Here is a 21,225-nt window from a genome sequence, read left to right as displayed (position 1 = left end):
TTTCACGCTGCTTCGTTCCCCGTTCAGAAGGCAAGCGTCACCATTCCCTGCCCGATGTGTTCGTCCTGATCGTCGGTCGCGGTGTCGGTTTGCAAAAATGAATAATTGGCCTGGAGTTTCAGGTTGTGACCGTTGAGATAGTAGGTCAGCCCGACCGTATACTCCTGTTCATCGTTGTCGCCGCTGTTGTCGGGATTATCCGGATCCACGTAAGCATAGCGTGCCGCCAGCTCAAACGTCTTCGGAATGACGAAATAGCCTCCCTGAAGAAAAAAGCCCTGAGCGCTTTCCTTTCCAAAGGGGGTGGCTTCATCCGGATCGATGCTTCGGAAATGATAACCGCCTTCCACCGAAACATTTTGATACTTGAACGCGAGATCCGCCGTCAATTGATATACATCGCTTTCCACGGACATGACATCGGTGTCGCCCAGTATGCCGGCCAGTGTTTTCCTTTCCCCGGGATCCAGGTTGGGAAGATACGCCCCTGCAACACCAACGGCCAGTTTCGGGGTGTCCGGTGCATCCAGCGCAGCCTGCGAATAAGAATAGGGACCCAAAGGGGTCAGGACCAACCTGGCAATGTACATGAAATCACGATCGACATTGCTTTGATTGGCGCCGCTGCCGTTGAAAACGCCCGCCTGGTAGGTTAACATGTCCTGAAAAAATTTTCCGGAAAGTTGTAAACCGATATCTCTCTGAAGGGAAAATTCGCTGCTGGCGATGGACCGATCGATCAGCTGAAGGTTGAAGGCCGATGTCATGAATTCGCGGTCAAAGGGGAGCTTGTACTGACCGATCTTGGGTTGAACCGCGTCAAAATAGTCGGCTTCGATGTAGGCATCCCGCAGGGCTGCGTCACCGCCTTCCAAAGTGATTTGCGTGCCGTATTTCATCCAGGGATAAAACACGTTGCCCCCGGCCAGAACGCGCGCCCGTCGCACCCTGAAGGTCGACGTGTCCGCTTTACCTTCCCGTTCCCGATAACTGAACAGGCCTTGAGTTCGAACGTTCAGGGTCAGGGAATAGCGGTCGTCCGTCGTTTTGATATAGGCGCCTTTTTTGTAGCCCACCTCAACGTTCCGGGTCCATTCGTCACCGGACGGCTTTTCCTGCTTGGCTACAGGTGCTGATGGTTCTTCCTCCGCCTCAATTTCCTTTGCTATGGATTCGGCTTCTTCACTTGTAATGATGCCTTTCTTGATCAGGATTTTGATCAGTCTTTCGGTCTGATCCGCTCTGACCGCCGTGGCGAAAAAAGTGACCGCCAATATAACCGTCAATACCGCAATCAGATTTGACTTTCCCTTCATGCCGTTGTCCTCCCTTCCCGTCTAAGTATTTTCAGGATCGATCCCGATCTCCATCAACACCTGCAACTCCTTCAGTGACCAGTAGATACGCAGCTGCGCCGTCGGATCCACCACCCGGCCGTCGTTGTCCGGAGCCCCCGGGGACTGTCCCATTCATCCCGGGCAGCAGGTCATGGGTAATTTTTGTGGTTGCGTCCGTCACAAAAGTAATCCGAATCCATCTCTCTCATGTGATGGTAAGCGGCTTACGCGGTTGGTGCGACAACGCTGAAAACTGCGATCATGACACCATATGCGAAGGCACCTATAAAGAGTATCTGTTTGTACATGGCGCATCTCCTTTTCTCAAGATTATCCTCTTCCGGAAATAGATGTTTTTTTGAAATATTATACGTAGTAACCTAAACTTTTTTCACTGAAACAATTAAAACCGATTGTACGGTTCAAAAACACCTTATAACGGTTTAAAATAACCGAGATTAAATAGTGACGGATTGGGATTTGTTACGCTACCCATCATGTTATTGTCAACCTAAATCAAGAAGGGTATAAGTCATAAAAGGTAATTATAAGTGGATATAAGAAATTATTGAACGATTAGATTGTAGTATTGAAAAAATAATAGATGATAAATTCCAATTAATACATTTTGGTGAGGCGGCCAAGTTGCGGGCTTGATCAGCGGCATTGACCTTGACGGCAGATACTCATGATGTATATCGGTGATGCATAGACGTCATTGTTAACCTGGGGCATGAACGGCATGATAAGATCGCTGATATATGGGTAGGCTTAACCTCAGATCGCAGCATTGGATTGTGTCGAGGCCTTTGAATGCTGTCGCCCCCGGAGCATGGAAAGGTGGTCTACGCTATGCTTTTTCCGACCTGTTGCGACGACAAGAAGAATCGGCACAAGCGTTTTAGACGTATATCAGCGGGGCATAGTGAAGAAACTTGAGCTGAGGCGTGAAAAAGTGCGACAGGTTTTGGATACGACCTTGAGAATTCTCCATCCACGCTTTCGTCGACCGATGCGGCATGCGGTTCGATGGGGGCATGGCATCGCTGCGATGCTGATTCTGGCGACATGTCTTTGGTGGGCATGGCATGACTACAATCCTGTCGTGTCGGGTGCGGGTTCGCCCGAAGCGGGGAAAAAGGCGGCTGGAACGGCACCCATGGAATCACTTCCGCGGGTGGTTCTTACGCCAGAAGAGCAAGCCTATCTCGCCGAATCGGGGCCTATTACGGTCTGTCCGGATCCAGACTGGATGCCCTTTGAATATATGGATGATAAAGGCAATTTCACCGGCATCGCAAAGGATTTGATGGGCCTCATAGAAGCACGGCTGGGGATCCGTTTCACCTATGTGGTTGCCCGGGATTGGGATGAAGCCGTTGCGATGTCAAAAGCGGGTGAAGTGTTGATCCTGCCTTTTCTGAATCAGACGCCCAAGCGGGAGCAATGGCTGATCTTCACCGAACCGCTGCTCCTGGATCCGAACGTGTTTATCACCCGCGAAGAGCATCCCTTCATCACGAACGCGGCTCAGTTGACCGATGAATCCGTCGTTCTTCCGAGCGGAACCTCGACGGAAGAGCGGGTGCGTGAGGATTTTCCGAATCTCACCATCGTCAATGTGCCCACCGAAAACGAGGTCTTTGAAGCGGTGTCCCATCGAAAAGCGGATCTGACCCTTCGTCCGCTGATCATTGCCGCATATACGATACGGAAGGAAGGTTTTTTCAACCTGAAAATCGCCGGTCAGGCTCCCGAGTCATATGGCAATCATCTGCGCATGGGTATCTTGAAAAGCGAGCCGATGCTGCGCGACATCATTAACCGAGCTATTGCCACTATCACGCACGAGGAACGTGAGTCCATCGTCAACCGGCATGTCAATGTGAAGATCGTCCGTCCGATGGATTATGCCTTTGTGCTGCGTATCGCAGGGGTATTGGCGCTGCTCATCGGGATTTCCTTCTACTGGAATTATCGTCTGAAAAAGATCAATATCGCCTTGAACGAAAGCGAGCGCAGCAAGTCCGTACTGTTGGCCAACCTTCCCGGGATCGCCTATCGATGCCGTTTTGATCCTCAATGGACGATGGAATTTATTTCCGAGGGCTGTCTTCAACTCACCGGATATCGAAGCGAGGACCTGCTCCATAACCGCGTTTTGGCCTATGCAGACCTGATTCCGCCGGAAGAGCGGGAGTGGATCTGGCAGACCTGGACGCATGCCGAGACCGAGGGAAAAGCGGCTCACATGGAGTACCGCATTATTACCGCCGACGGAAAGACCAAGTGGGTTTTCGAGCAGGGCGTGTTCATTTATGACGATGCGCACACCGTTCGGGCAATCGAAGGGCTGATCATCGACATCACGGATCGCAGGAATGCCGAGGCGGAGCGCGAAAAGGTCGTCAGGGAGCTTCGCGCTGCATTGGCGGAGGTGAAAACGCTGCGGGGAATCCTTCCCATTTGTGCCAACTGCAAAAAGATCAGAGACGATGAGGGATACTGGGATCAGGTTGAGCATTATGTTTCCAGGCACACGGACGCCAGTTTTTCTCACGGCATCTGCCCGGATTGCCTCAACAAGCTGTATCCGGAATTCTCGAAAGCGGATGCGGATATCGAAAAAAGCGATCCGGCGCGTCCCGACCCAGCCCCTTTGCCGCCGGCTGAGGAATGACGCCGGCCCGTTCGGGCGTCATCCCATCGGCAGGTGTTTTCATTCATTTCCCGGCGTTCGTTCAAGCTACAAGGAACGATTCTTCACCAGGCCTTTATTGGCGATGTCTTGAAATTTTATCCGCTATGTGTCAATATATTAACCCGACAAAATGCGCAGGTACAGTAGATTCAGCCAAATGGCGTCTTTTGTGAACAGGCGCTTAAATCCAATAATGAACACAAGGAGTTGAAAAATGTATTTCAAACAGATTACCGTTCCAGGATTGGGCTGCAATTCCTATGTTATCGGCTGTCCGGGAGCGCGGCAGGCGGTGGTTGTGGACCCCAAGCGGGATGTCCAGGACTACATGGATATCTCCCGGGATGAAGGGATGAAGATTACCCATATTATCGAAACCCATGTACATGCCGATCATGTCAGTGGAAACCAGGAATTGAAATCCCGTACCGGAGCGGATATTTATTTCAGCGAACATGCACCGGTGACGTTTGATCACAAAAAGCTGAAAGAAGGCGATGTGATCGAATTCGGAATGGTCAAGCTCGAGATCATTTATACCCCCGGCCATACACCGAACGCCATTTCCATTCTGGTAACCGACAAGGCACGTGCGGATGCACCGTGGATGATTCTTACAGGCGATCTTCTGTTTGTCGGTTCCATAGGCCGGCCCGATCTCGCCGGCGCGGAGATTCTGGAGGAACAGGTCAAAAACCTGTACGATTCCCTTTACATGAAACTGCAGCGTCTGCCGGATTACCTGGAGGTCTTTCCGGCCCACGGGCAAGGGTCTCTGTGCGGCAAGGGGCTGAGCGCCAAGGCAAGCAGTACGCTCGGTTATGAACGTCTGACTCAGCCGGTGCTTCGACTGTCGGGTTTCGATGCATTTCACGACCAGATTGCCGGGGCTTTTCCGGTGCGGCCCAAAAGCTTCACCCATATCATCAATACCAATATTCAAGGCGCGCCGCTTCTTGAGCGATGTCCGTTGGAACAGACGCTCAATCCGGATCAATTCGATCGGATTCGCCGACAAGGGGCCACCGTCATTGACACCCGGGATACGGCTGCCTTTGGCGGTTTTCATATTCCGGGCGCGATCAACATCGGGTTCGAAAAACAGATGGCCAACTGGATCGGCATGGTTATCGAGCCGTTGGACAATCTGTTGCTGGTAGTGGATGATCGAGAGAAATATGACCTGATGACCACTGAACTTCATCGAATCGGATATGATAATATTTATGGATATCTTTCCGGGGGCATGTCGGCATGGATTTCTCACGGTATGCCTATCGACAGCCTGTCCCCGATATCCGCCCAGGCGCTCAAGCAGCAGTTGGACCATCGGAATTCGGGCCGTGTCGTGGATGTGCGAACACCGGATGAGAGAGCCCAGGGTCATATCGCAGCTTCGGTGCATGTGCCCATGACCGATATATTGGCAACCGGCCTGGATATGCCGAAAGACGAGGAGGTGACCTTGGTTTGCGGCACCGGTTATCGATCCAACATTGTTGCCAGTCGGCTCAAGCAGGACGGCTTTTCCCATGTCCACAGCCTGGCTGGAGGACTTACCGCATGGCTGAATGCCGGTTATCGACTCGAGGTATAGCCTGACCAGCCCGAAGACCAAGGGCCGGACATCGATTGCCCTGCGGTGAAAGCATGAGGTATTGTGAAGGGGCGGCGATGATATTCCGGGGGCTCGCCGAAAGGCGATTCCCGGCGTTCGGTTGTGCATCGTTTGCCGGAAGCAGCCGGAAGCGCGTCGGACGAGTTTTCCCGGGTGCAATCGACTCGGCGGCAAAGACAGTCAGTTGAAGTGACATAAGGATCGATTCACCATGGAGACAGTGTTGTTCATCGCCGGCTTGGCACTCCTGATCGTGGGCGCGGAGGCCCTGGTGAGGGGTGCCTCCCGTCTGGCGGCCGCATTTGGCGTATCACCGTTGGTCATCGGGCTCACGGTGGTCGCCTTTGGCACCAGCTCCCCCGAACTCGCGGTCAGCTTCAAATCCACTTTTTCCGGACAGACCGGCATCGCCCTCGGCAATGTTGTCGGCAGCAACATCCTCAACGTTCTCCTGATCCTCGGCATTTCGGCGTTGATATCGCCGCTCGCGGTGTCCCAGCAGTTGGTTCGGCTCGACGTCCCTTTGATGCTGGCCCTCTCGATAATTGTTCTGATCTTCTCGCTGGACGACAACCTGGGTCGCATTGACGGGCTCATACTGGTAGTGGGGCTTGTTGTATATCTCTCGTTTCTGATCAGTCAGAGTCGTCGGGAAAGCGCAGCGGTGAGCGGGGAATACGAAAAGGCGTTCGGGATCGAAGACGCGGCCGCCGGGAGTCGTCTTAAAAATGTTATACTGATTATCGCGGGTTTTGCGATGCTGGTGCTCGGCTCGCGGTGGATGGTGGACAGTGCCGTGGCCTTTGCCCGGCATATCGGCGTCAGCGAACTGGTGATCGGATTGACCATTGTCGCGGCCGGTACGTCCCTTCCGGAGGTGGTGACCTCGGTCATCGCAGCCATTCGCGGCGAACGGGACATCGCTGTCGGCAATGTCGTCGGCAGCAACATCTTCAACATCATGGCGGTGCTTGGATTGACGAGCGCCTTCGCCCCCGCCGGCATTGAAGTGCCGCCTGCGGTAATCCGCTTCGATATTCCGGTCATGGTCGCGGTGGCGTTTGCATGCCTTCCCATATTTTTTACCGGCGGCGTGATCAGCCGCCGGGAAGGCTTGCTGCTGTTGGGGTACTACGCGGCCTATACCGCTTACCTGGTGATGGCTGCAACCCACCATGACGCATTGCCGACTTTCAGCGCCGTCATGCTGTATTTCGTGATACCGTTGACGGTGGTGACCCTGTTCAATATCGTGGTGGGGGAAATACGCCGCAGAAACAAGTGAGGTGTTCAGCGTGGCGAACGAAGGTTTATCGACGGCGTCTCTTTTTTGCGACGAGGATCTGTTGGCGCATATCCGTGCGAATCTGGATCGGTTCACGCGGCAAACCCACGACAAAAAAGGCTACCATCAGGCTGCGGTCGCGATCACGGTGGTGGACATCGGAGATGATGCCGATGTGAGCGAGAGATTCCGGAGTGACGCTCAGCCTGGGGATGCCGCCGTCCTCCTGACGAGGCGGGCATTGAAGCTGAGAAAACACGCCGGGCAGTGGGCACTGCCCGGCGGACGGATGGATACGGGGGAGCGGCCGGAGGAGACGGCGTTGCGGGAGCTCGAGGAGGAGGTGGGGCTCAGGCTCCATGAGGATCGGATTCTCGGGCGACTGGACGACTACAGCACGCGATCCGGGTTCACGATAAAGCCCGTGGTGGTGTGGGGTGGAAGGAACATTGCGCTGAAGGCCAATCCCGACGAGGTCGCTTCGATTCATCGTATTCCCCTGGTGGAATTTATGCGTACTGATGCCCCTATCCTGCAGAAAATTGCTGACAGCGATCATCCCGTATTGCTGATGCCCATCGGTGAGAACTGGATCGCGGCTCCTACGGCGGCGATGATTTACCAGTTCAGGGAGGTGGCGATTCTCGGAAACGACCGGCGTGTCGCCCACTACGAACAGCCCTATTTCGCCCGGCAATAGGGAAATCGATAACGCCCCTTGACATCGGCGAAGGGTTTTTCCGTCGGCGCTGTCGAAGCGGGCAGATACAGTCCCGGGGCCCTGTCGCCCCGACGGCGCGTCGTTCGATCCGTCTTGCCCATACCCACAAGGATCATTACTTTATCAGCTGTGTTCCCGGTAAAGTCATATGCGCCGGCCGGCCGGTATACCGAAGAACGGCCTGCAGGCATGGCGGATCAAACGATAACGGAAATTTTCTTGCAGGAGGTCCCATGAAAGCCATAAAATCTATTCTATCAGCTCTCCTCGTAGTGCAGCTGATGTCGATGACGACCGATGCCGCAGCCGAAGGTGTCAATGTGCCCTACGATGTCGACGGAAAGCCTTACCAGGGTTATCTTGTCATGCCGGCCCCCAAGGCCCCGTTTGTCTTGTTGATCCATGATTGGGACGGCCTCACCGGCTACGAGATGAAACGTGCCGAAATGTTGGGGGAACTGGGATACGCGGTTTTCGCCGCGGATCTTTTCGGTGCGGGCGTGCGACCGACCGAACTGGAAGACAAGCGTCGGCACACCGGAGATCTTTATCAGGATCGCACCAGGATGCGCTCTTTGATTTACGGCGCTATGGCGGCGGCGAAATCAAAGGGTGCCGCCGTGGATAACGCCGTTGTCATGGGGTATTGTTTCGGTGGAACCGCTGTGCTCGAGTTTGCGAGATCAGGCGCCGCCGTGAAAGGGTTTGTTTCCTTTCACGGCGGATTGAGCACCCCGGAAGGCCAGGATTACGGAAAGACGCGGGGGAGCCTGCTGATTTTGCACGGTACGGCGGACGAAAGCGTTGACATGAACGATTTTGCGACGCTGGCGCGTGAACTCGAAGAAAAAGCCGTCCCCCACGAAATGATCACCTATGGGGGTGCCCCCCATGCCTTTACGGTTTTCGATACGGATCGATACCGGGAGGATGCCGACCGGAAGTCATGGAGACGCTTCACGGAATTCCTTGGCGAGACCCTGGATCGATAAAAAAAACGGAATTCGTGAGTATGGCGGTGGGTATGAAAGGCCTTTGACATGAATCGCGTTCCCGACGGAACACCATATGACGGAAAACAGGATCGACGATCCGGCCGTGATCGGAGACAACAAAGCGTTCCGTCCTTCAAGGCGCTTCTGATATACCGTCGTCGGCGCCGGCTGCGTCGGGAGGAAGACCGTCATAAATTTTTTTTTCTGGATCATTACGGCACATCCATCGGTATGACGTTTACCGCGGTGTTGATCCTGAGCGTCATCGATGCGTTCCTGACGTTGTTTCTCCTGAGCCACGGCGCCGTGGAAATCAACCCGATAATGGCATATGTCATTAACATCAATGAACATGTTTTCATATGGGTCAAATACGGGTTGACGGTGACGTCGGTGGTGATCGTTCTGCTGCTCAATTATGCCTTTATGTGGCGGCAACGACTGAACGGTCGGCAACTGCTCAACTATTTTGCGGTGTTGTTCGCGCTGGTGGTCGCCTGGGAGCTGTACCTCGTCATTCGAATCGTGATATAAGGCATCGTGTCTGACGAAAATCCAATGCGGCGGATTTCGACATCAGCCTTCATCGGTGTTCATGCCGCGACCCTCGAGATACCGTTGATCACCCGGAGCATCGCCAACCGCCCCAACCTTCTCCCGACGGTCCGGCTCATATCCCCTGATTCGTACTGAACGTTTTCCGACAGGTCGTACGCCCCCCGCCACCTCTCCCCAGCCATTGTCACGAAAGTCGAAAGTTGAGTCAAAACCTGGACGATGCCGTGCACGTGAAAGTTCAGGTCAAGAAATATTTTGTTTTGCGCTTTTCGATGCTTTGCGTTAGGAGAGGTCCTGTTTGTCCTGCCGAGGCATGACGGCCGGGTATTGTGTTTGAAGCAGCGGCATGAGGACATGTTAACCGATAGGCTTCGATGAAAGGGATGATGTCTTGAAAGCGCTGAGATTGGAGAAGATCGGTAAATTGGCGATGGCGGAAATTCCTCTGCCCAGGGCGGGCAAGGATGAAACAGTGCTTAAAGTGACCCATTGCGCCGTCTGCAGGACCGACGCCAAGATGTGGCGGATCGGCCACCGGGATCTTTTGCTGCCGAGGATTCCGGGGCACGAGATCTGCGGCATTTCGGAAAAAACGGGCCGCCGCGCGGTGGTATGGCCGGGCAGATCCTGCGGCTGCTGCGAACCCTGTCGGACGGGTGCGGAGAACCTGTGCCGGGAGATGCGCATTATCGGCTTTCACGAAGACGGCGGGTTTGCCGAGTATGTCCGTGTGCCCGACTCAAGCCTTCTGGAGATACCGGGTGATCTTCCCGGATCCATCGCCGTCCTCGCGGAGCCCCTGGCGTGTGCGGTCAACGCCCTCCAACAGGCCGACATGGCACCTGATGAAAATGTCCTCATTTACGGTGCCGGGCCTGTGGGACTGCTCCTGGCGATGGCCGTGAAGGCCGGCGGCGGCCGGCCGTTTTTGAAGGAGATCCGACCGGAGAAGCTTCAGCGGACCGAGTCTTTCCGGCGGAGAATCGGTGCGCTGCCTTGTGAACAGAAACGCTATGACGTGGTGATCAACGCGGCGCCTTCGACGGAAACCTTCATCGAAGGAATGACCCGCCTTGATTTCGGCGGCCGTTTCTGTCTGTTCAGCGGCCTGACCGACGACCGGCGCGTACCGGCTGCCCTTCTCAACGAAATTCATTACCGGCAGCTCCGGGTGAGCGGGGCATATGGATGCACGCGTGCCCAGATGACGAGCGCCCTCGGCATATTGGACGATTTCAGGGATGTGGTGGAACTGCTGATCGAAGCGCGGATTCCACTGGCGTCCGTTCCCGTGGTGCTGCCTGCCGTTGCCGATGGTCTCGCGTTGAAAACCATTGTTGACTTTTGAATCCCCTCTGGACGATGGGCCACCGAAAATGCCCGGTTTCCATTGCCGGACTTCAGCCCGTCCGTGGGAAAAGCGAGGTATGTCATGACGTCAGAGATCGAGTTGCGACAGTTCGGCCGCCAGATCTGCCGGGTGGCGGCGGGAGAGTGTCTGAGCCGTGAAGAGACGCGGGAGATTTACCGCCAGATTATCCTGAACGAACAGCCGGAGCTCCAGCAGGGGGCGTTCCTGATGGCCCATATTGCACGGGGACCCACCATCGAGGAGCTTTCCGGCGCCTGGGATGCCCTGGACCGATACGATACTGCAAAGATCGAGGTGTCCGTGGACGGCCCGATAGTGGACATCGTGGGCACCGGCTCCGATGCCGTCAAAACCGTCAACTGCTCCACGCCTGCGGCCGTCATCGCCGCCGGATGCGGTCTGGCCGTCGCCAAGAAGGGTGCACGTCTGGTCACGGGGGTTTCCGGCGCGTCGGACATTCTGGAGATCCTGGGGATCGACCTCAACACACCCCTCATGAAAGCACAACAGTGCCTCGAACGCCACGGCATCTGCTATCTGTCGGGGGAGGCCTTCCTCAAATCGGGCTGGGCCCGGCTGATCCGCTCCATGAGGTTTACCTCCGTCTTTAACATCATCGGTCCCCTGACGCGGCCTTGCGGACAGACCCGTGCTATCGTCATCGGCGCTTACAGCCCGGCCGTCTGTGATCAGTTGATCGCCGTACTTCGGGAAATCGGCATGCAAAGCGCCCTGGCACCCTTCGGCATGGCCGAGGGCAACTCCAGGGAGCGGGGGATGGACGAGTTCTCCCTGAGCGGCGCCACCCGCGTCGTGGAGCTCAAAAACGGCGCTGTCGAGGTATACGAGGTCACGCCGGAGGACTTCGGTCTCCGCCAGGTTCCCATATCGGCCATTGCCAGCAGCCGGACCGCCTACGAAAACGCCCGGCGAATCCAAGCGGTCCTCCAGGGAGCGTATGATACGCCCGAAGCCGATTTCTTCTGCATGAACGCCGCCGCCGCCCTCTATATTGCCGGGGCGGCCGAGAGCTACCGCCAGGGAACGGAGATGGCCAGGCAGGCCCTTGCCGAGGGAAAGGCCCGTGACAAGATGGAACGGCTGATCGCATACCAGCAGGGATAGCAACGAGAGGATTGATTTTGAGTCCCTTTTCGCTTACCCTCTTTTCCGGCAAGCGGTATCCTTCCGTAAGCGTGAACGGATTCTCCGGTTCATCGGGGGCATTGGGCGCATAGAGGCGGTGATGACGACGAATTTGGACGTGTGGAAATTGGCGGCGGGCCTGGGGATATTCCTGTTCGGGATGCTCCTCATCGAAGAGTCTGTGAGGTCCCTGTCCGGCAGAGCGTTCCGGCGGATTATCCGGATGTACACCAACGGCCGACTGCGATCCATCGGGAGCGGCCTTTTGGTGACGGCCCTTTTGCAGAGCAGCTCGGCCGTCTCGCTGATGGTTCTGGCCTTTGTCGGCGCAGGGGTCATGCGCATGGAGAACGCCATCGGGGTCATCATGGGGTCCAATATCGGGACGACTTTGACGGCGTGGATCGTCGCCACCGTCGGATTTCAGGTCAGTATCGAGAGTTTCGCCCTCCCGTTTATCGGGATGGGGGCCGTTGGCCTGATTTTTTTCAGGCCTGCAACCCGGCTGTTCTTCGTCAGCCGTCTGGTCATCGGGTTCGGGTTTCTGTTTCTCGGTCTCGACTACATGAAAGGCAGCGTCGAGAATTTCGCCCAGACCTTCAGCCTGACCCAAATCCCCGACTACGGACCGTGGTTCTATCTTCTGGCCGGCGCTATGGCAACGGCCCTCATGCAGGCCAGCGCCGCTGCTGTCGCAATCGTACTTACGGCACTGCACAGCCGGCTGATCAGCTTCGACATCGGAGCCGCAATGGTCATCGGCGCCAATATCGGGACGACCATCACCGTTCTTCTGGGCGCGATTGGGGGCGTGCAGGCCAAGAAACGGGTGGCGCTGAGCCACCTGGTTTTCAATGCCGTGACCGGGGCGGTGGCCTTTTTCAATCTGCCGGGGCTGATCCGGTTCATCGGGGTACTGGTGGACGTCGGTGCCGACAGCCTGACGGCGTTGGCCCTTTTTCATACCCTGTTCAATCTGTTGGGGGTCATCATCTTCTTTCCTTTTGTAGGGCTGCTTTCCCGGGCGCTCATCCGACTGTATCCCGATTACAAGACGATTCTTACCGAATATCTCGACAAGACCCCGGCGGAGGTCACCGATGCCGCCGATGCCGCCCTCAGGAAAGAGGTCGGCCATCTCCTGCAGGAGTGCCAGCTATACAATCTCCGGCTGCTCCAGATCGACGAAAAACTGGTGTTCGACGAGGACACCCCCTTTGAAAAAAACGAGAAGCGGAAGTACACCCTGGATGAGCTCTACGAGAACATCAAGCTGCTCCACGCCGCCATATTCACCTTCTATTCGAAGGTTCAGGCCCAGAAGCTTCACGAGTCCGAAGCCAAGGAACTGGAACGAGTGATCTACGCCTCGCGCAATATCATGAATTCCATCAAGAATTTCAAGGGCATCCGGTTGAATATGGAAGAATTCGACGCCTCGGAAAATCCCTATCTCAACGCCCAGTACAAGCTGTTCCGCAAGCGGCTCGTCGAACTCTACCACGGTATGTTCCGCATTCTTTCCATGACCGACCGCGAGGAAATGTATCGAAGCCTGTTGAAAATTTATACCCTGATCGAGGAGGCCGACGAGGGATTCATCCGAAACACCCAAAAAGCGGTGGCCGATCAGAAGATTCACGAGATGGAAATCGCCTCCCTTCTCCTCGTCAATCGACTTTTCACGCAATCCTGTCGGATGCAGCTATACAGCATGAAGGACCTGCTTCTGACCCAGGACCAGGTCCATGACTTCGACCGGGCCATGGACATGAAAGAGACCATGGATGCTGAAAAGATGAAGCCCCGGGAGACGCTCGCTTGAGGTTGCCTCACCATATCGGCATGCCGGGAGGCGGCCTGAAGGGCTGTATAAATGAGGATAATCCATTCTCCCCCATGGCTGCAGCCGTTATTCTTGCGGTGATGGTCATGCTTACGGCCGTGGGACCCATCGGGGGTTTCGTCGCGCCGGCGGATAAGACTGTGTTTATTTGCCTGTCGGGGATTTCTGTCTTGAAAAACGCGTTTCGTTCCAGTAGGTTTCAGGCAGGGAAAAGCGGTATACTCAAATTTGTGACGGACATCGAGTGATGGAGGAATGTCATGAAATGTGAAAAATGCGGGGCTGAAATGACGCCCGAGGATACCTATGACCATGCCGGCAGCAAACTGTGCGAGGATTGTTACATGGATGTCATGACGGCCCCCAAAGCCTGTGACCCGTGGGCCGTTTACAGCGCGACGAGAACGGCATCCCAGGATATGCGGCTGACGCCCCTTCAGGAAAAAATACTGAAAACCATCAAGGTGCGCGGCCCTTTGAGCCAGGCGCAAATCTGCGGCGAACTCGCCATCTCTGAAGCGGAATTTCGTGACAATTTCGTAACGTTGCGACACATGGCGCTGGCAAGGGCCTGCAAAGTAAACGGGGAGATTCGTTACACGATCTTTGAAGACCCGACGGACTGACGGGGCGGCAGGGCACCGAAAAAAGCGATACGGAACAGGGCTGATGGGAGAAGCGCCATGATGATGAAAGCAATGCTGCTGGAACAGCTGGTCGATCTCAGGGAAAATCCGGCGCCCCTGAAACCGGCGGAACTGCCGGTTCCCGATCCCGCTGCCGGAGAGATCCTTATCCGGGTTTCCGCCTGCGGGGTCTGCCATACGGAGTTGGACGAAATCGAGGGCCGCACGCCTCCCCCTGTTCTGCCTGTCGTGTTGGGGCACCAGGTCGTCGGTCGGGTGGCGGCGATCGGACACGGCGCCGGTCGCTATCGTCCCGGGGACCGGGTCGGCGTGGCCTGGATTCATTCCGCGTGCGGCACATGCCGGTACTGTCGGTCGGGCCTCGAGAATCTGTGCCGGAATTTCAGGGCCACCGGCAGGGACGTAAACGGTGGCTACGCCGAGTATATGACGGTGCCCGAGGCATTTGCCTGCCGAATTCCCGAGGATCTTTCAGATATTGCGGCGGCGCCGCTCCTGTGTGCGGGGGCCGTGGGATACCGGTCCCTGATGCTGGCGGGCCCCGAAAACCTTCGAATTCTGGGGCTGACCGGATTCGGCGCATCAGGCCACATCGTCCTCAAGATGGTCCGGTACCGGTATCCCCACGTGAAGGTTTTTGTTTTCGCAAGGAGCGAGCGTCAGCGGAGCTTTGCTCTGGAACTTGGGGCGTCATGGGTCGGAGATACGGCGGCTGCGCCTCCGGAGCCTCCAGACGCGATCATCGATACCACACCCGCCTGGTTTCCGGTGCTGGAAGCGTTGAAGCATCTCGCCCCCGGCGGGCGTCTCGTTATCAACGCCATTGGAAAAGAAAAAGGCGATCAGGATCGTCTCTTATCGCTGGACTATCCCACTCATCTCTGGATGGAAAAGGAGATCAAGAGCGTGGCCAACGTGACCCGCAGGGATGTTGTGGAATCTCTTTCCCTGGCTGCGGAAATGGCGCTTCGGCCCGAGGTGCAGGTATTCCCCCTGGCAGGTGTCAACCAGGCCCTGATGGAGCTCAGAACGAGGAGAATTCGGGGAGCGAAGGTTCTCCAGATCGATGTGGCGGAGGGATCCGGCTCTTGAAGAAATGTTCCGGCGACTGGGATGCCGCGTCGGTCACCGGGTTCCATGCGGGGAAGACATGCATACGGCATTTGCGGGATTTCGTGAATGCGGAAAAACTGGATAGGAGGTCATTATTTTGATTCGACACGACCTGGTGGCGACCCATGAAGACAGTCTGCTCTTGATCATCGATTTTCAACAGGCAATGCTCAATGTGATTTCCTCATGGGAAAAGATCGCCCGCGAGGTCATCCGGCTGATAGAGATCGCCCAGATTGTCCACGTTCCTGTTCTGCTGACGGAGCAATACCGAAAAGGGCTCGGCGGAACCATTCCGGAAGTCATCCGGAAAATCAAAACGCCCATGGTGTTTCAGAAAGAGGCTTTCAGCGCGTGTCTGGAACCGGACTTCCTGTCAACCATTCACGGATTTCATCGTCGCAAGATCGTGGTGGTCGGCATGGAAACGCATGTATGCGTTCTTCAGACGTCCCTGGACCTGATAAACGCAGGCTTTCAGGTGCATCTCGCCGCTGATGCCGTGGCCTCCCGAACAACCGAAAACCGGGATATCGCCGTCAATATATTGCGGCAGGCGGGCGCGGTGATCAGTTCGGCTGAAACCGTTATTTTTCAGTGGGCGCACCGCTCCAATACGGACACTTTCCGGAGAATCCTCCCCATCGTCAAATAACGGGCCGCAAAAACGAATACTCGCCCCCAACCCCGTCGAACGTTTCAAGGCGGGCACATGAGAGGTTTTGACAACATCGATGCAATACGGTGCCACTAATTTTCCGGTAAAACCTGTTCTGGAAGAGATAGCCGTCTTCGGTCGTCTCGGGTTCGACTACCTTGAACTGGCCATGGATCCCCCTCTGGCCCATCATACCCAGGTGCGTCGGGAGCAGGCCGCTGTTCGCGAGGCCCTTGATCGATATGGCATGGGTATCGTCTGTCATCTCCCCACATTCCTGTCCACGGCCGACCTGACCGAAAGCCTTCGCCGCGTTTCGGTGGAGGAGACCACGGCCTCCCTGGCGCTTGCCGCCGAGCTTGGTGCCGCTAAAGCCGTTCTTCATCCCAGTTATATGAACGGTCTTTCCATCCATGTACCGGAACTCTGGCGGGAACATGCTCTGGACAGCCTGGAGCGCATTGTAAGCGCGGGAAAGTCCTTCGGCGTTCAGCTTTGCCTTGAAAACCTGTTTCCTAAAATCTCTCCTTTCAGCACGCCGGAAGTTTTCGGCGATGTGTTTGAACGATTTCCGGAGCTGGCCATGACCCTCGACATCGGCCACGCCCATATCGGCGAAGACGGCATGCCGCGAATTCTGGAATTCATCAAGACATTTGCCGACCGTATTCACCATCTGCACATCAGCGACAACAACGGCCGTCGGGATGAACACCTGCCGGTGGGGCAGGGGAGCCTGGACTTCAATGCGACAGCCGAAGCCTTGAGACGCTCCGGTTACGACGGCACCGTGACGCTTGAAATATTCGATCCGGATCGGACTACCCTGGTGGAGAGTCGAAAAGCCTTGGAACGTCTGTTTTCTTAAATCTTCAACTTTCGACTTTCATGATGGTGAGCGGATAGCGGTGTCCGGTTTCTGGAACATTGCTTTTTTAGACTGAGTTTGTTATTATAAAATTTTTTGAATCGCCGGGGGTCATGCGTATTCGAAATCCCCGCCGATCCCGGCAAGATCTTCAACCCCTTTATCGCTGAAGGCATCATGAGTCGTTTCTGGAGCAAAACCGTTCGGGAGCTCAAACCCTATGTTCCCGGGGAGCAGCCCAAGGTTCCGAACCTGATCAAATTGAATACCAATGAGAACCCCTACGGACCTTCGCCCAGGGTTCTGGAGGCCCTCCGGACCGAGGCGGCGGATACGCTGCGCCTCTATCCCGATCCCAATGCCGATAGGCTCAAGGAAGCGGTGGCCGCGTATTACGGCGTTCATCCCAACCAGGTGTTTGCGGCCAACGGTTCGGACGAGGCCCTGGCCCACGCTTTCCAGGGCTTGTTGAAGCACGCTGATCCCCTCCTGTTTCCGGACATCACCTACAGCTTTTATCCGGTCTACTGCGGGCTTTATGGGATCACGTATGAGACCGTTCCCTTGACCGATGATTTCGACATCGATCTCGAGGATTATCTGAGACCCAACGGCGGCGTCGTCTTCGCCAACCCCAATGCACCCACGGGGCGGCTTATGCCGCTTTCCGTTATCGAGGCCTTTTTGATTCGGAATACTACATCCGTGGTGGTGGTGGACGAGGCCTATATCGATTTCGGCGGAGAAACCGCCGTTCCGTTGGTGGCGCGATATCCCAATCTTCTGGTGATTCAGACGCTCTCCAAGTCCCGGTCCCTGGCGGGTCTTCGGGTCGGGTTTGCCGTTGGATCCCCGGAGCTCATCGAAGCTCTGGAAAGGATCAAGAACAGCTTCAACTCCTACCCGCTGGACCGTTTTGCCATCGCCGGCGCCGTGGCGGCAATGGAAGATCAGGACCATTTCGACAGGACCCGACAGACCGTGATCCGTACACGGGAGGCGCTGACGGCGGCCCTCCGGGGTATGGGGTTTACGGTTCTGCCGTCAGCCGCCAACTTTGTTTTCGCCCGCCACCCGAAATGGGATGCCGCAGTCCTGGCCGGCCGCCTGCGGGAGAAGGGTATCCTGGTGCGACACTTCCAGGGGCATCGCATCGATCAGTTCATCAGGATTTCCATCGGCACCGACGAGGAGACTGTTCAACTCTCTCAGGCGTTGATACATATTTTGGAAGATCGGTAGGAAGGATACATGCTCAAGATCGGCAGATACAACGAACTCATCGTGGAGAGAAAGGTCGATTTCGGTCTTTATCTCAACCCTAAAGCGGAAGAGGTTTTACTGCCGTCCAAATACGTTCCGGAAAATGTGAAGGTAGGGGACCGTCTGAGGGTTTTCGTCTACACCGACTCCGAGGATCGACCGATAGCCACAACCCTGGCGCCCCGTGCGATCGTGGGGGAATTCGCCTTTCTCGAGGCGAGGTCGACGGTGCCCTTCGGTACCTTCGTGGACTGGGGACTCGAAAAGGACCTTCTTGTCCCCAGGAGCGAGCAGCAGGCGCGAATGAAGGTCGGTCGGAAGTATGTCGTCAAGGTCTGCCTCGACGCCCGGACGAACCGCGTCTACGGTACTACCCGGATCGCGGCGAACTGTGAGCCGCCGCCCGGAGACCTGGTCCGTGGACAGCGGGTGCGGATTCTGGTTTACAGCCTTACCCGGATCGGTATCATGGCCGTTGTCGATCAACGCTACACGGGGCTCCTCTACCGAAGTGAAACCTACGAGCCGTTGACCATCGGCGACGAGCGCGTCGCCTACATCAATCGGATCCGGGAGAACGGCAAGGTGGACCTTTCCCTGAAACCGCCGGGATATGGTTCAGTGTCCGGATCGAGCCGGAAGATCATGGATGCCTTGAGACGATCGGGCGGCTTCATCGCCTGTCATGACCGGAGCACCCCCGAGAAGATCGAGAGGCTCTTTGCCATGAGCAAAAAGGAATTCAAGCGAACCATCGGGGGACTCTACAAAAAAGGCGTCATTGAGATCCGGGATGACGGTATTCGCCTGAAGGATGCCTGAGGTTTGCGGCACGCCCAGGGAAACCGTCTGGAAATGGACGGTCTGTAAACACATCGACCCGAAATGAAGACAGAGACGACCACTGATATGATGTTGAAAAGCGGCTTTGATTTCGGGTTCGATCCTGGGGCCTGCGCCGACTGCGGGGGGCGGTGCTGCAGGGGAGATTCCGGATATATCTGGGTCAACCAACGGGAGATTCAATCCATCATTCGCTTTTTGGGCGCCAATCCCATTGATTTCATGGAGGCCTGTATCCGCCGGGTTGACAACAGGCTTTCGATTGGTGAACGGCAGGTCGGGACAGGGTTCCAATGTGTTTTTCTGGAGATGACACCCAAGGCTCGCTGCCGCATCTATCCGGTCCGGCCGATGCAGTGCCGCACCTTTCCGTTCTGGGACCGTTATCGGAATTGTCCCCCAAAGGACGAATGCCCCGGTATTCGAGAGCCGGCGTAATATCGGCACATTCTTTCTCGGCAGCAAAATGTGCCAATGCGGCAACCACCTGTATAGAGAACCGGCACTTTCAGATAGATACTGGAAATATCATAACTGGGGGACACGCTTACACCGAGATGTAAAAAATTCAACTGTCGACTTTCGTGTGGTGACCGGAAAGCGGTGCCGTATCCTCCCGGCACCGGCCTGTGAAAGTCGAACGTTGAGTAAAAAAACCCGATATTCGCTTCCTCATTGACAAAGGAGTTGCCATGGGTGCCATGCAGAAAGTCAAGATCGTAGCCGGCGTTGCCGCTGTCGTGGTGATTGCCCTGTTTCTTCATTACAATTTGCCCCGAACCGCGGTCGTTCAGATCACGGGAACGGATGTGAAACGGGCGGACAGCGCCGGCACCGGAGGCGTGACCCCTCAAACCGGCGATCCCGGGAAAGGACCCCTTGTCCGGACCCATGACGTTCGCTTTATCAACGCCTTGTCCAGAGACGGCAAGATCATGGTGTTCCGGAATGAGGATACGGGCTGGGGGTGGCCGCCGTATTTCAAATTTGACAGCGCGGATCTTACGGCCCAGGCCCAGTCCTTCGCAACCGACCCCGCGAAACCCTTTGTCCGGATCACCTACTATGGCTGGCGTGTCCGGATTTTTTCCATGTTTCCCAATGCCGTGAGCCTGAAGACGGTGGAAAAAGATTATACACATTATCCTGTATTCAATATTGTTTTTATTATCGCGCTCCTCATTTCAGGGGCTCTGGCCTATCGCAAGCTCAGACTCTTTTTCAACCGGAATCGTATCCCCTGATCAATGTGAAATGTCGCTTTCGGGTCTGCGATCCGCACTCAGACGGCAGATAGAGCGACCCGGAGCGCATCACATTATACAAAAATTCATTGGGAGAACCCCATGTCCGAATCCAACAGCCACAAGGTTCTGGCGCTTCTCGCCAGGGAGTGGGACTTGAAAGGCCCCCCCGGCATCCTGGATATCAGCGACATCGTGGCGGCCCTGCCCCTGTCGCCGGGCGATACGCTCGCCGCCCTCAAGGCGCTGTTCCAGGAGGGTCTGGTCGACATCAACGAAACGAAGACCGTCGCTTTCCTGACACCGGAAGGCTACGAGGCCGCGACAAACGGCGACGGATGAATCCCTTTTTTCATCGATTTTTTGCATTTTGGCGTATATTGATTTAAATATGGAGAAAACATCAAACCTCAACATTCCCACAAAGGAGATCGATAATGGCGAAAGCGATCAAAAACACGAAAGAAGATCGAAGAAACAAGGTCATCGAAGTGTTGAACAAGGCGCGGGGCATGGAGCTTCTGGCCATCCATCAGTATATGAACCAGCACTATAATCTGGATGACATGGATTACGGCGACATGGCCGCCAAAATCAAGCTGATCGCCATCGACGAGATGCGGCACGCTGAAAATTTCGCGGAGCGCATCAAGGAACTGGGGGGTGAACCGGTCACGACCTACGAGGGCACGGTGGAGAAAGGTCAACCGGTCCAAACGGTTTTCCCCTTTGACGCCGAACTGGAGGACGACACCATCGATGTCTACAATCAGTTTCTCCTGGTATGCCGGGAAAACGGGGACAGCATCAGTGTAAAACTTTTTGAAACCATCATTGACGAAGAGCAGACCCACTACAATTATTTTGACAGCGTCAATGAACATATTCAGAAATTGGGGGATATATACCTCGCCCAAATCGCCGGGACACCTTCCTCCACCGGGCTGACCCCCAAAGGCTTTGCCGTAGCGGGCAGTGGTGAATAGTCCTCACGAGGGAGAGCCGATGAA

The 21,225-nt window shown here is 55.7% G+C and carries 21 protein-coding genes and 1 pseudogene; 20 read left to right on the top strand and 2 right to left on the bottom strand.

Annotated features, from left to right (window positions below; all coding sequences use genetic code 11):
• Positions 1 to 23 precede the first annotated feature (23 nt).
• Together AB7S84_RS06700 and AB7S84_RS06695 are read right to left on the bottom strand one after the other, a co-directional pair.
• Complete coding sequence (locus tag AB7S84_RS06700; RefSeq protein WP_020875577.1) at positions 24 to 1,316, bottom strand: phosphate porin; 1,293 nt, start codon at positions 1,314 to 1,316, stop codon at positions 24 to 26.
• Positions 1,317 to 1,337: 21 nt separating this feature from the next.
• Positions 1,338 to 1,469: a hypothetical protein gene (locus tag AB7S84_RS06695; protein ID WP_257785906.1), complete on the bottom strand. Its 132-nt coding sequence runs from the start codon at positions 1,467 to 1,469 to the stop codon at positions 1,338 to 1,340.
• An 823-nt stretch (positions 1,470 to 2,292) separates the two neighbouring features.
• Between AB7S84_RS06695 and AB7S84_RS06690 the strand changes: the two genes are divergently transcribed.
• From AB7S84_RS06690 to AB7S84_RS06595, 20 genes and pseudogenes are all read left to right on the top strand, one after another.
• Positions 2,293 to 4,017: a transporter substrate-binding domain-containing protein gene (locus AB7S84_RS06690; protein ID WP_428153562.1), complete on the top strand. Its 1,725-nt coding sequence runs from the start codon at positions 2,293 to 2,295 to the stop codon at positions 4,015 to 4,017.
• Positions 4,018 to 4,252: 235 nt separating this feature from the next.
• Positions 4,253 to 5,635, top strand: coding sequence for an MBL fold metallo-hydrolase (locus AB7S84_RS06685; protein WP_020875579.1), 1,383 nt, complete (start codon positions 4,253 to 4,255; stop codon positions 5,633 to 5,635).
• Positions 5,636 to 5,714: 79 nt separating this feature from the next.
• Positions 5,715 to 5,849: pseudogene (locus AB7S84_RS06680) on the top strand (hypothetical protein); the annotation flags it as partial.
• An 18-nt stretch (positions 5,850 to 5,867) separates the two neighbouring features.
• Positions 5,868 to 6,941 carry a calcium/sodium antiporter gene (locus AB7S84_RS06675; RefSeq protein ID WP_020875580.1) on the top strand — a complete coding sequence of 358 codons (1,074 nt, stop codon included), beginning with the start codon at positions 5,868 to 5,870 and terminating at the stop codon, positions 6,939 to 6,941.
• A gap of 10 nt (positions 6,942 to 6,951) precedes the next feature.
• The gene (locus AB7S84_RS06670) at positions 6,952 to 7,641 is read left to right on the top strand and encodes an NUDIX hydrolase (RefSeq protein ID WP_020875581.1); all 690 of its coding nucleotides are present in this window, start codon (positions 6,952 to 6,954) and stop codon (positions 7,639 to 7,641) included.
• 254 nt (positions 7,642 to 7,895) lie between these two features.
• Entirely contained in the window at positions 7,896 to 8,654 is a 759-nt protein-coding gene (locus AB7S84_RS06665) for a dienelactone hydrolase family protein (RefSeq protein ID WP_020875582.1), read from the top strand.
• Between the two features lie 48 nt (positions 8,655 to 8,702).
• The gene (locus tag AB7S84_RS06660) at positions 8,703 to 9,191 is read left to right on the top strand and encodes a DUF5658 family protein (protein ID WP_020875583.1); all 489 of its coding nucleotides are present in this window, start codon (positions 8,703 to 8,705) and stop codon (positions 9,189 to 9,191) included.
• A gap of 415 nt (positions 9,192 to 9,606) precedes the next feature.
• Complete coding sequence (locus tag AB7S84_RS06655; RefSeq protein WP_020875584.1) at positions 9,607 to 10,563, top strand: arabinose dehydrogenase; 957 nt, start codon at positions 9,607 to 9,609, stop codon at positions 10,561 to 10,563.
• 84 nt (positions 10,564 to 10,647) lie between these two features.
• A complete protein-coding gene (trpD, locus tag AB7S84_RS06650) occupies positions 10,648 to 11,712 on the top strand; it encodes an anthranilate phosphoribosyltransferase (RefSeq protein ID WP_020875585.1) in 1,065 nt (354 codons plus the stop codon).
• A gap of 121 nt (positions 11,713 to 11,833) precedes the next feature.
• Positions 11,834 to 13,558 carry a Na/Pi cotransporter family protein gene (locus tag AB7S84_RS06645; RefSeq protein WP_428153556.1) on the top strand — a complete coding sequence of 575 codons (1,725 nt, stop codon included), beginning with the start codon at positions 11,834 to 11,836 and terminating at the stop codon, positions 13,556 to 13,558.
• 281 nt (positions 13,559 to 13,839) lie between these two features.
• Entirely contained in the window at positions 13,840 to 14,205 is a 366-nt protein-coding gene (locus AB7S84_RS06640; RefSeq protein ID WP_020875588.1) for a hypothetical protein, read from the top strand.
• A 57-nt stretch (positions 14,206 to 14,262) separates the two neighbouring features.
• The gene (locus tag AB7S84_RS06635; RefSeq protein WP_020875589.1) at positions 14,263 to 15,318 is read left to right on the top strand and encodes an arabinose dehydrogenase; all 1,056 of its coding nucleotides are present in this window, start codon (positions 14,263 to 14,265) and stop codon (positions 15,316 to 15,318) included.
• A gap of 118 nt (positions 15,319 to 15,436) precedes the next feature.
• Entirely contained in the window at positions 15,437 to 15,994 is a 558-nt protein-coding gene (locus tag AB7S84_RS06630; protein ID WP_020875590.1) for an isochorismatase family protein, read from the top strand.
• A gap of 67 nt (positions 15,995 to 16,061) precedes the next feature.
• On the top strand, positions 16,062 to 16,865 hold the full coding sequence (locus AB7S84_RS06625; protein WP_200809281.1) for a sugar phosphate isomerase/epimerase family protein: 804 nt from the start codon (positions 16,062 to 16,064) through the stop codon (positions 16,863 to 16,865).
• A gap of 177 nt (positions 16,866 to 17,042) precedes the next feature.
• A complete protein-coding gene (gene hisC, locus AB7S84_RS06620) occupies positions 17,043 to 18,107 on the top strand; it encodes a histidinol-phosphate transaminase (RefSeq protein ID WP_020875592.1) in 1,065 nt (354 codons plus the stop codon).
• A gap of 9 nt (positions 18,108 to 18,116) precedes the next feature.
• Entirely contained in the window at positions 18,117 to 18,950 is an 834-nt protein-coding gene (locus tag AB7S84_RS06615) for a CvfB family protein (protein WP_020875593.1), read from the top strand.
• 87 nt (positions 18,951 to 19,037) lie between these two features.
• Positions 19,038 to 19,409, top strand: a complete 372-nt coding sequence (locus AB7S84_RS06610) for a YkgJ family cysteine cluster protein (protein ID WP_428153551.1) — start codon at positions 19,038 to 19,040, stop codon at positions 19,407 to 19,409.
• Positions 19,410 to 19,672: 263 nt separating this feature from the next.
• Positions 19,673 to 20,215 (top strand): DUF1523 family protein, encoded by a 543-nt coding sequence (locus AB7S84_RS06605; RefSeq protein ID WP_040414337.1) that lies wholly within the window; start codon positions 19,673 to 19,675, stop codon positions 20,213 to 20,215.
• A gap of 102 nt (positions 20,216 to 20,317) precedes the next feature.
• Entirely contained in the window at positions 20,318 to 20,557 is a 240-nt protein-coding gene (locus AB7S84_RS06600) for a hypothetical protein (protein ID WP_020875596.1), read from the top strand.
• A gap of 95 nt (positions 20,558 to 20,652) precedes the next feature.
• Entirely contained in the window at positions 20,653 to 21,201 is a 549-nt protein-coding gene (locus AB7S84_RS06595; protein WP_020875597.1) for a bacterioferritin, read from the top strand.
• Positions 21,202 to 21,225 lie beyond the last annotated feature (24 nt).

Origin of the sequence: Desulfococcus sp., assembly GCF_050178255.1 — a bacterium.
GTDB lineage: Bacteria > Desulfobacterota > Desulfobacteria > Desulfobacterales > Desulfococcaceae > Desulfococcus > Desulfococcus multivorans.
This window is presented reverse-complemented; position numbering and strand designations above follow the sequence as displayed.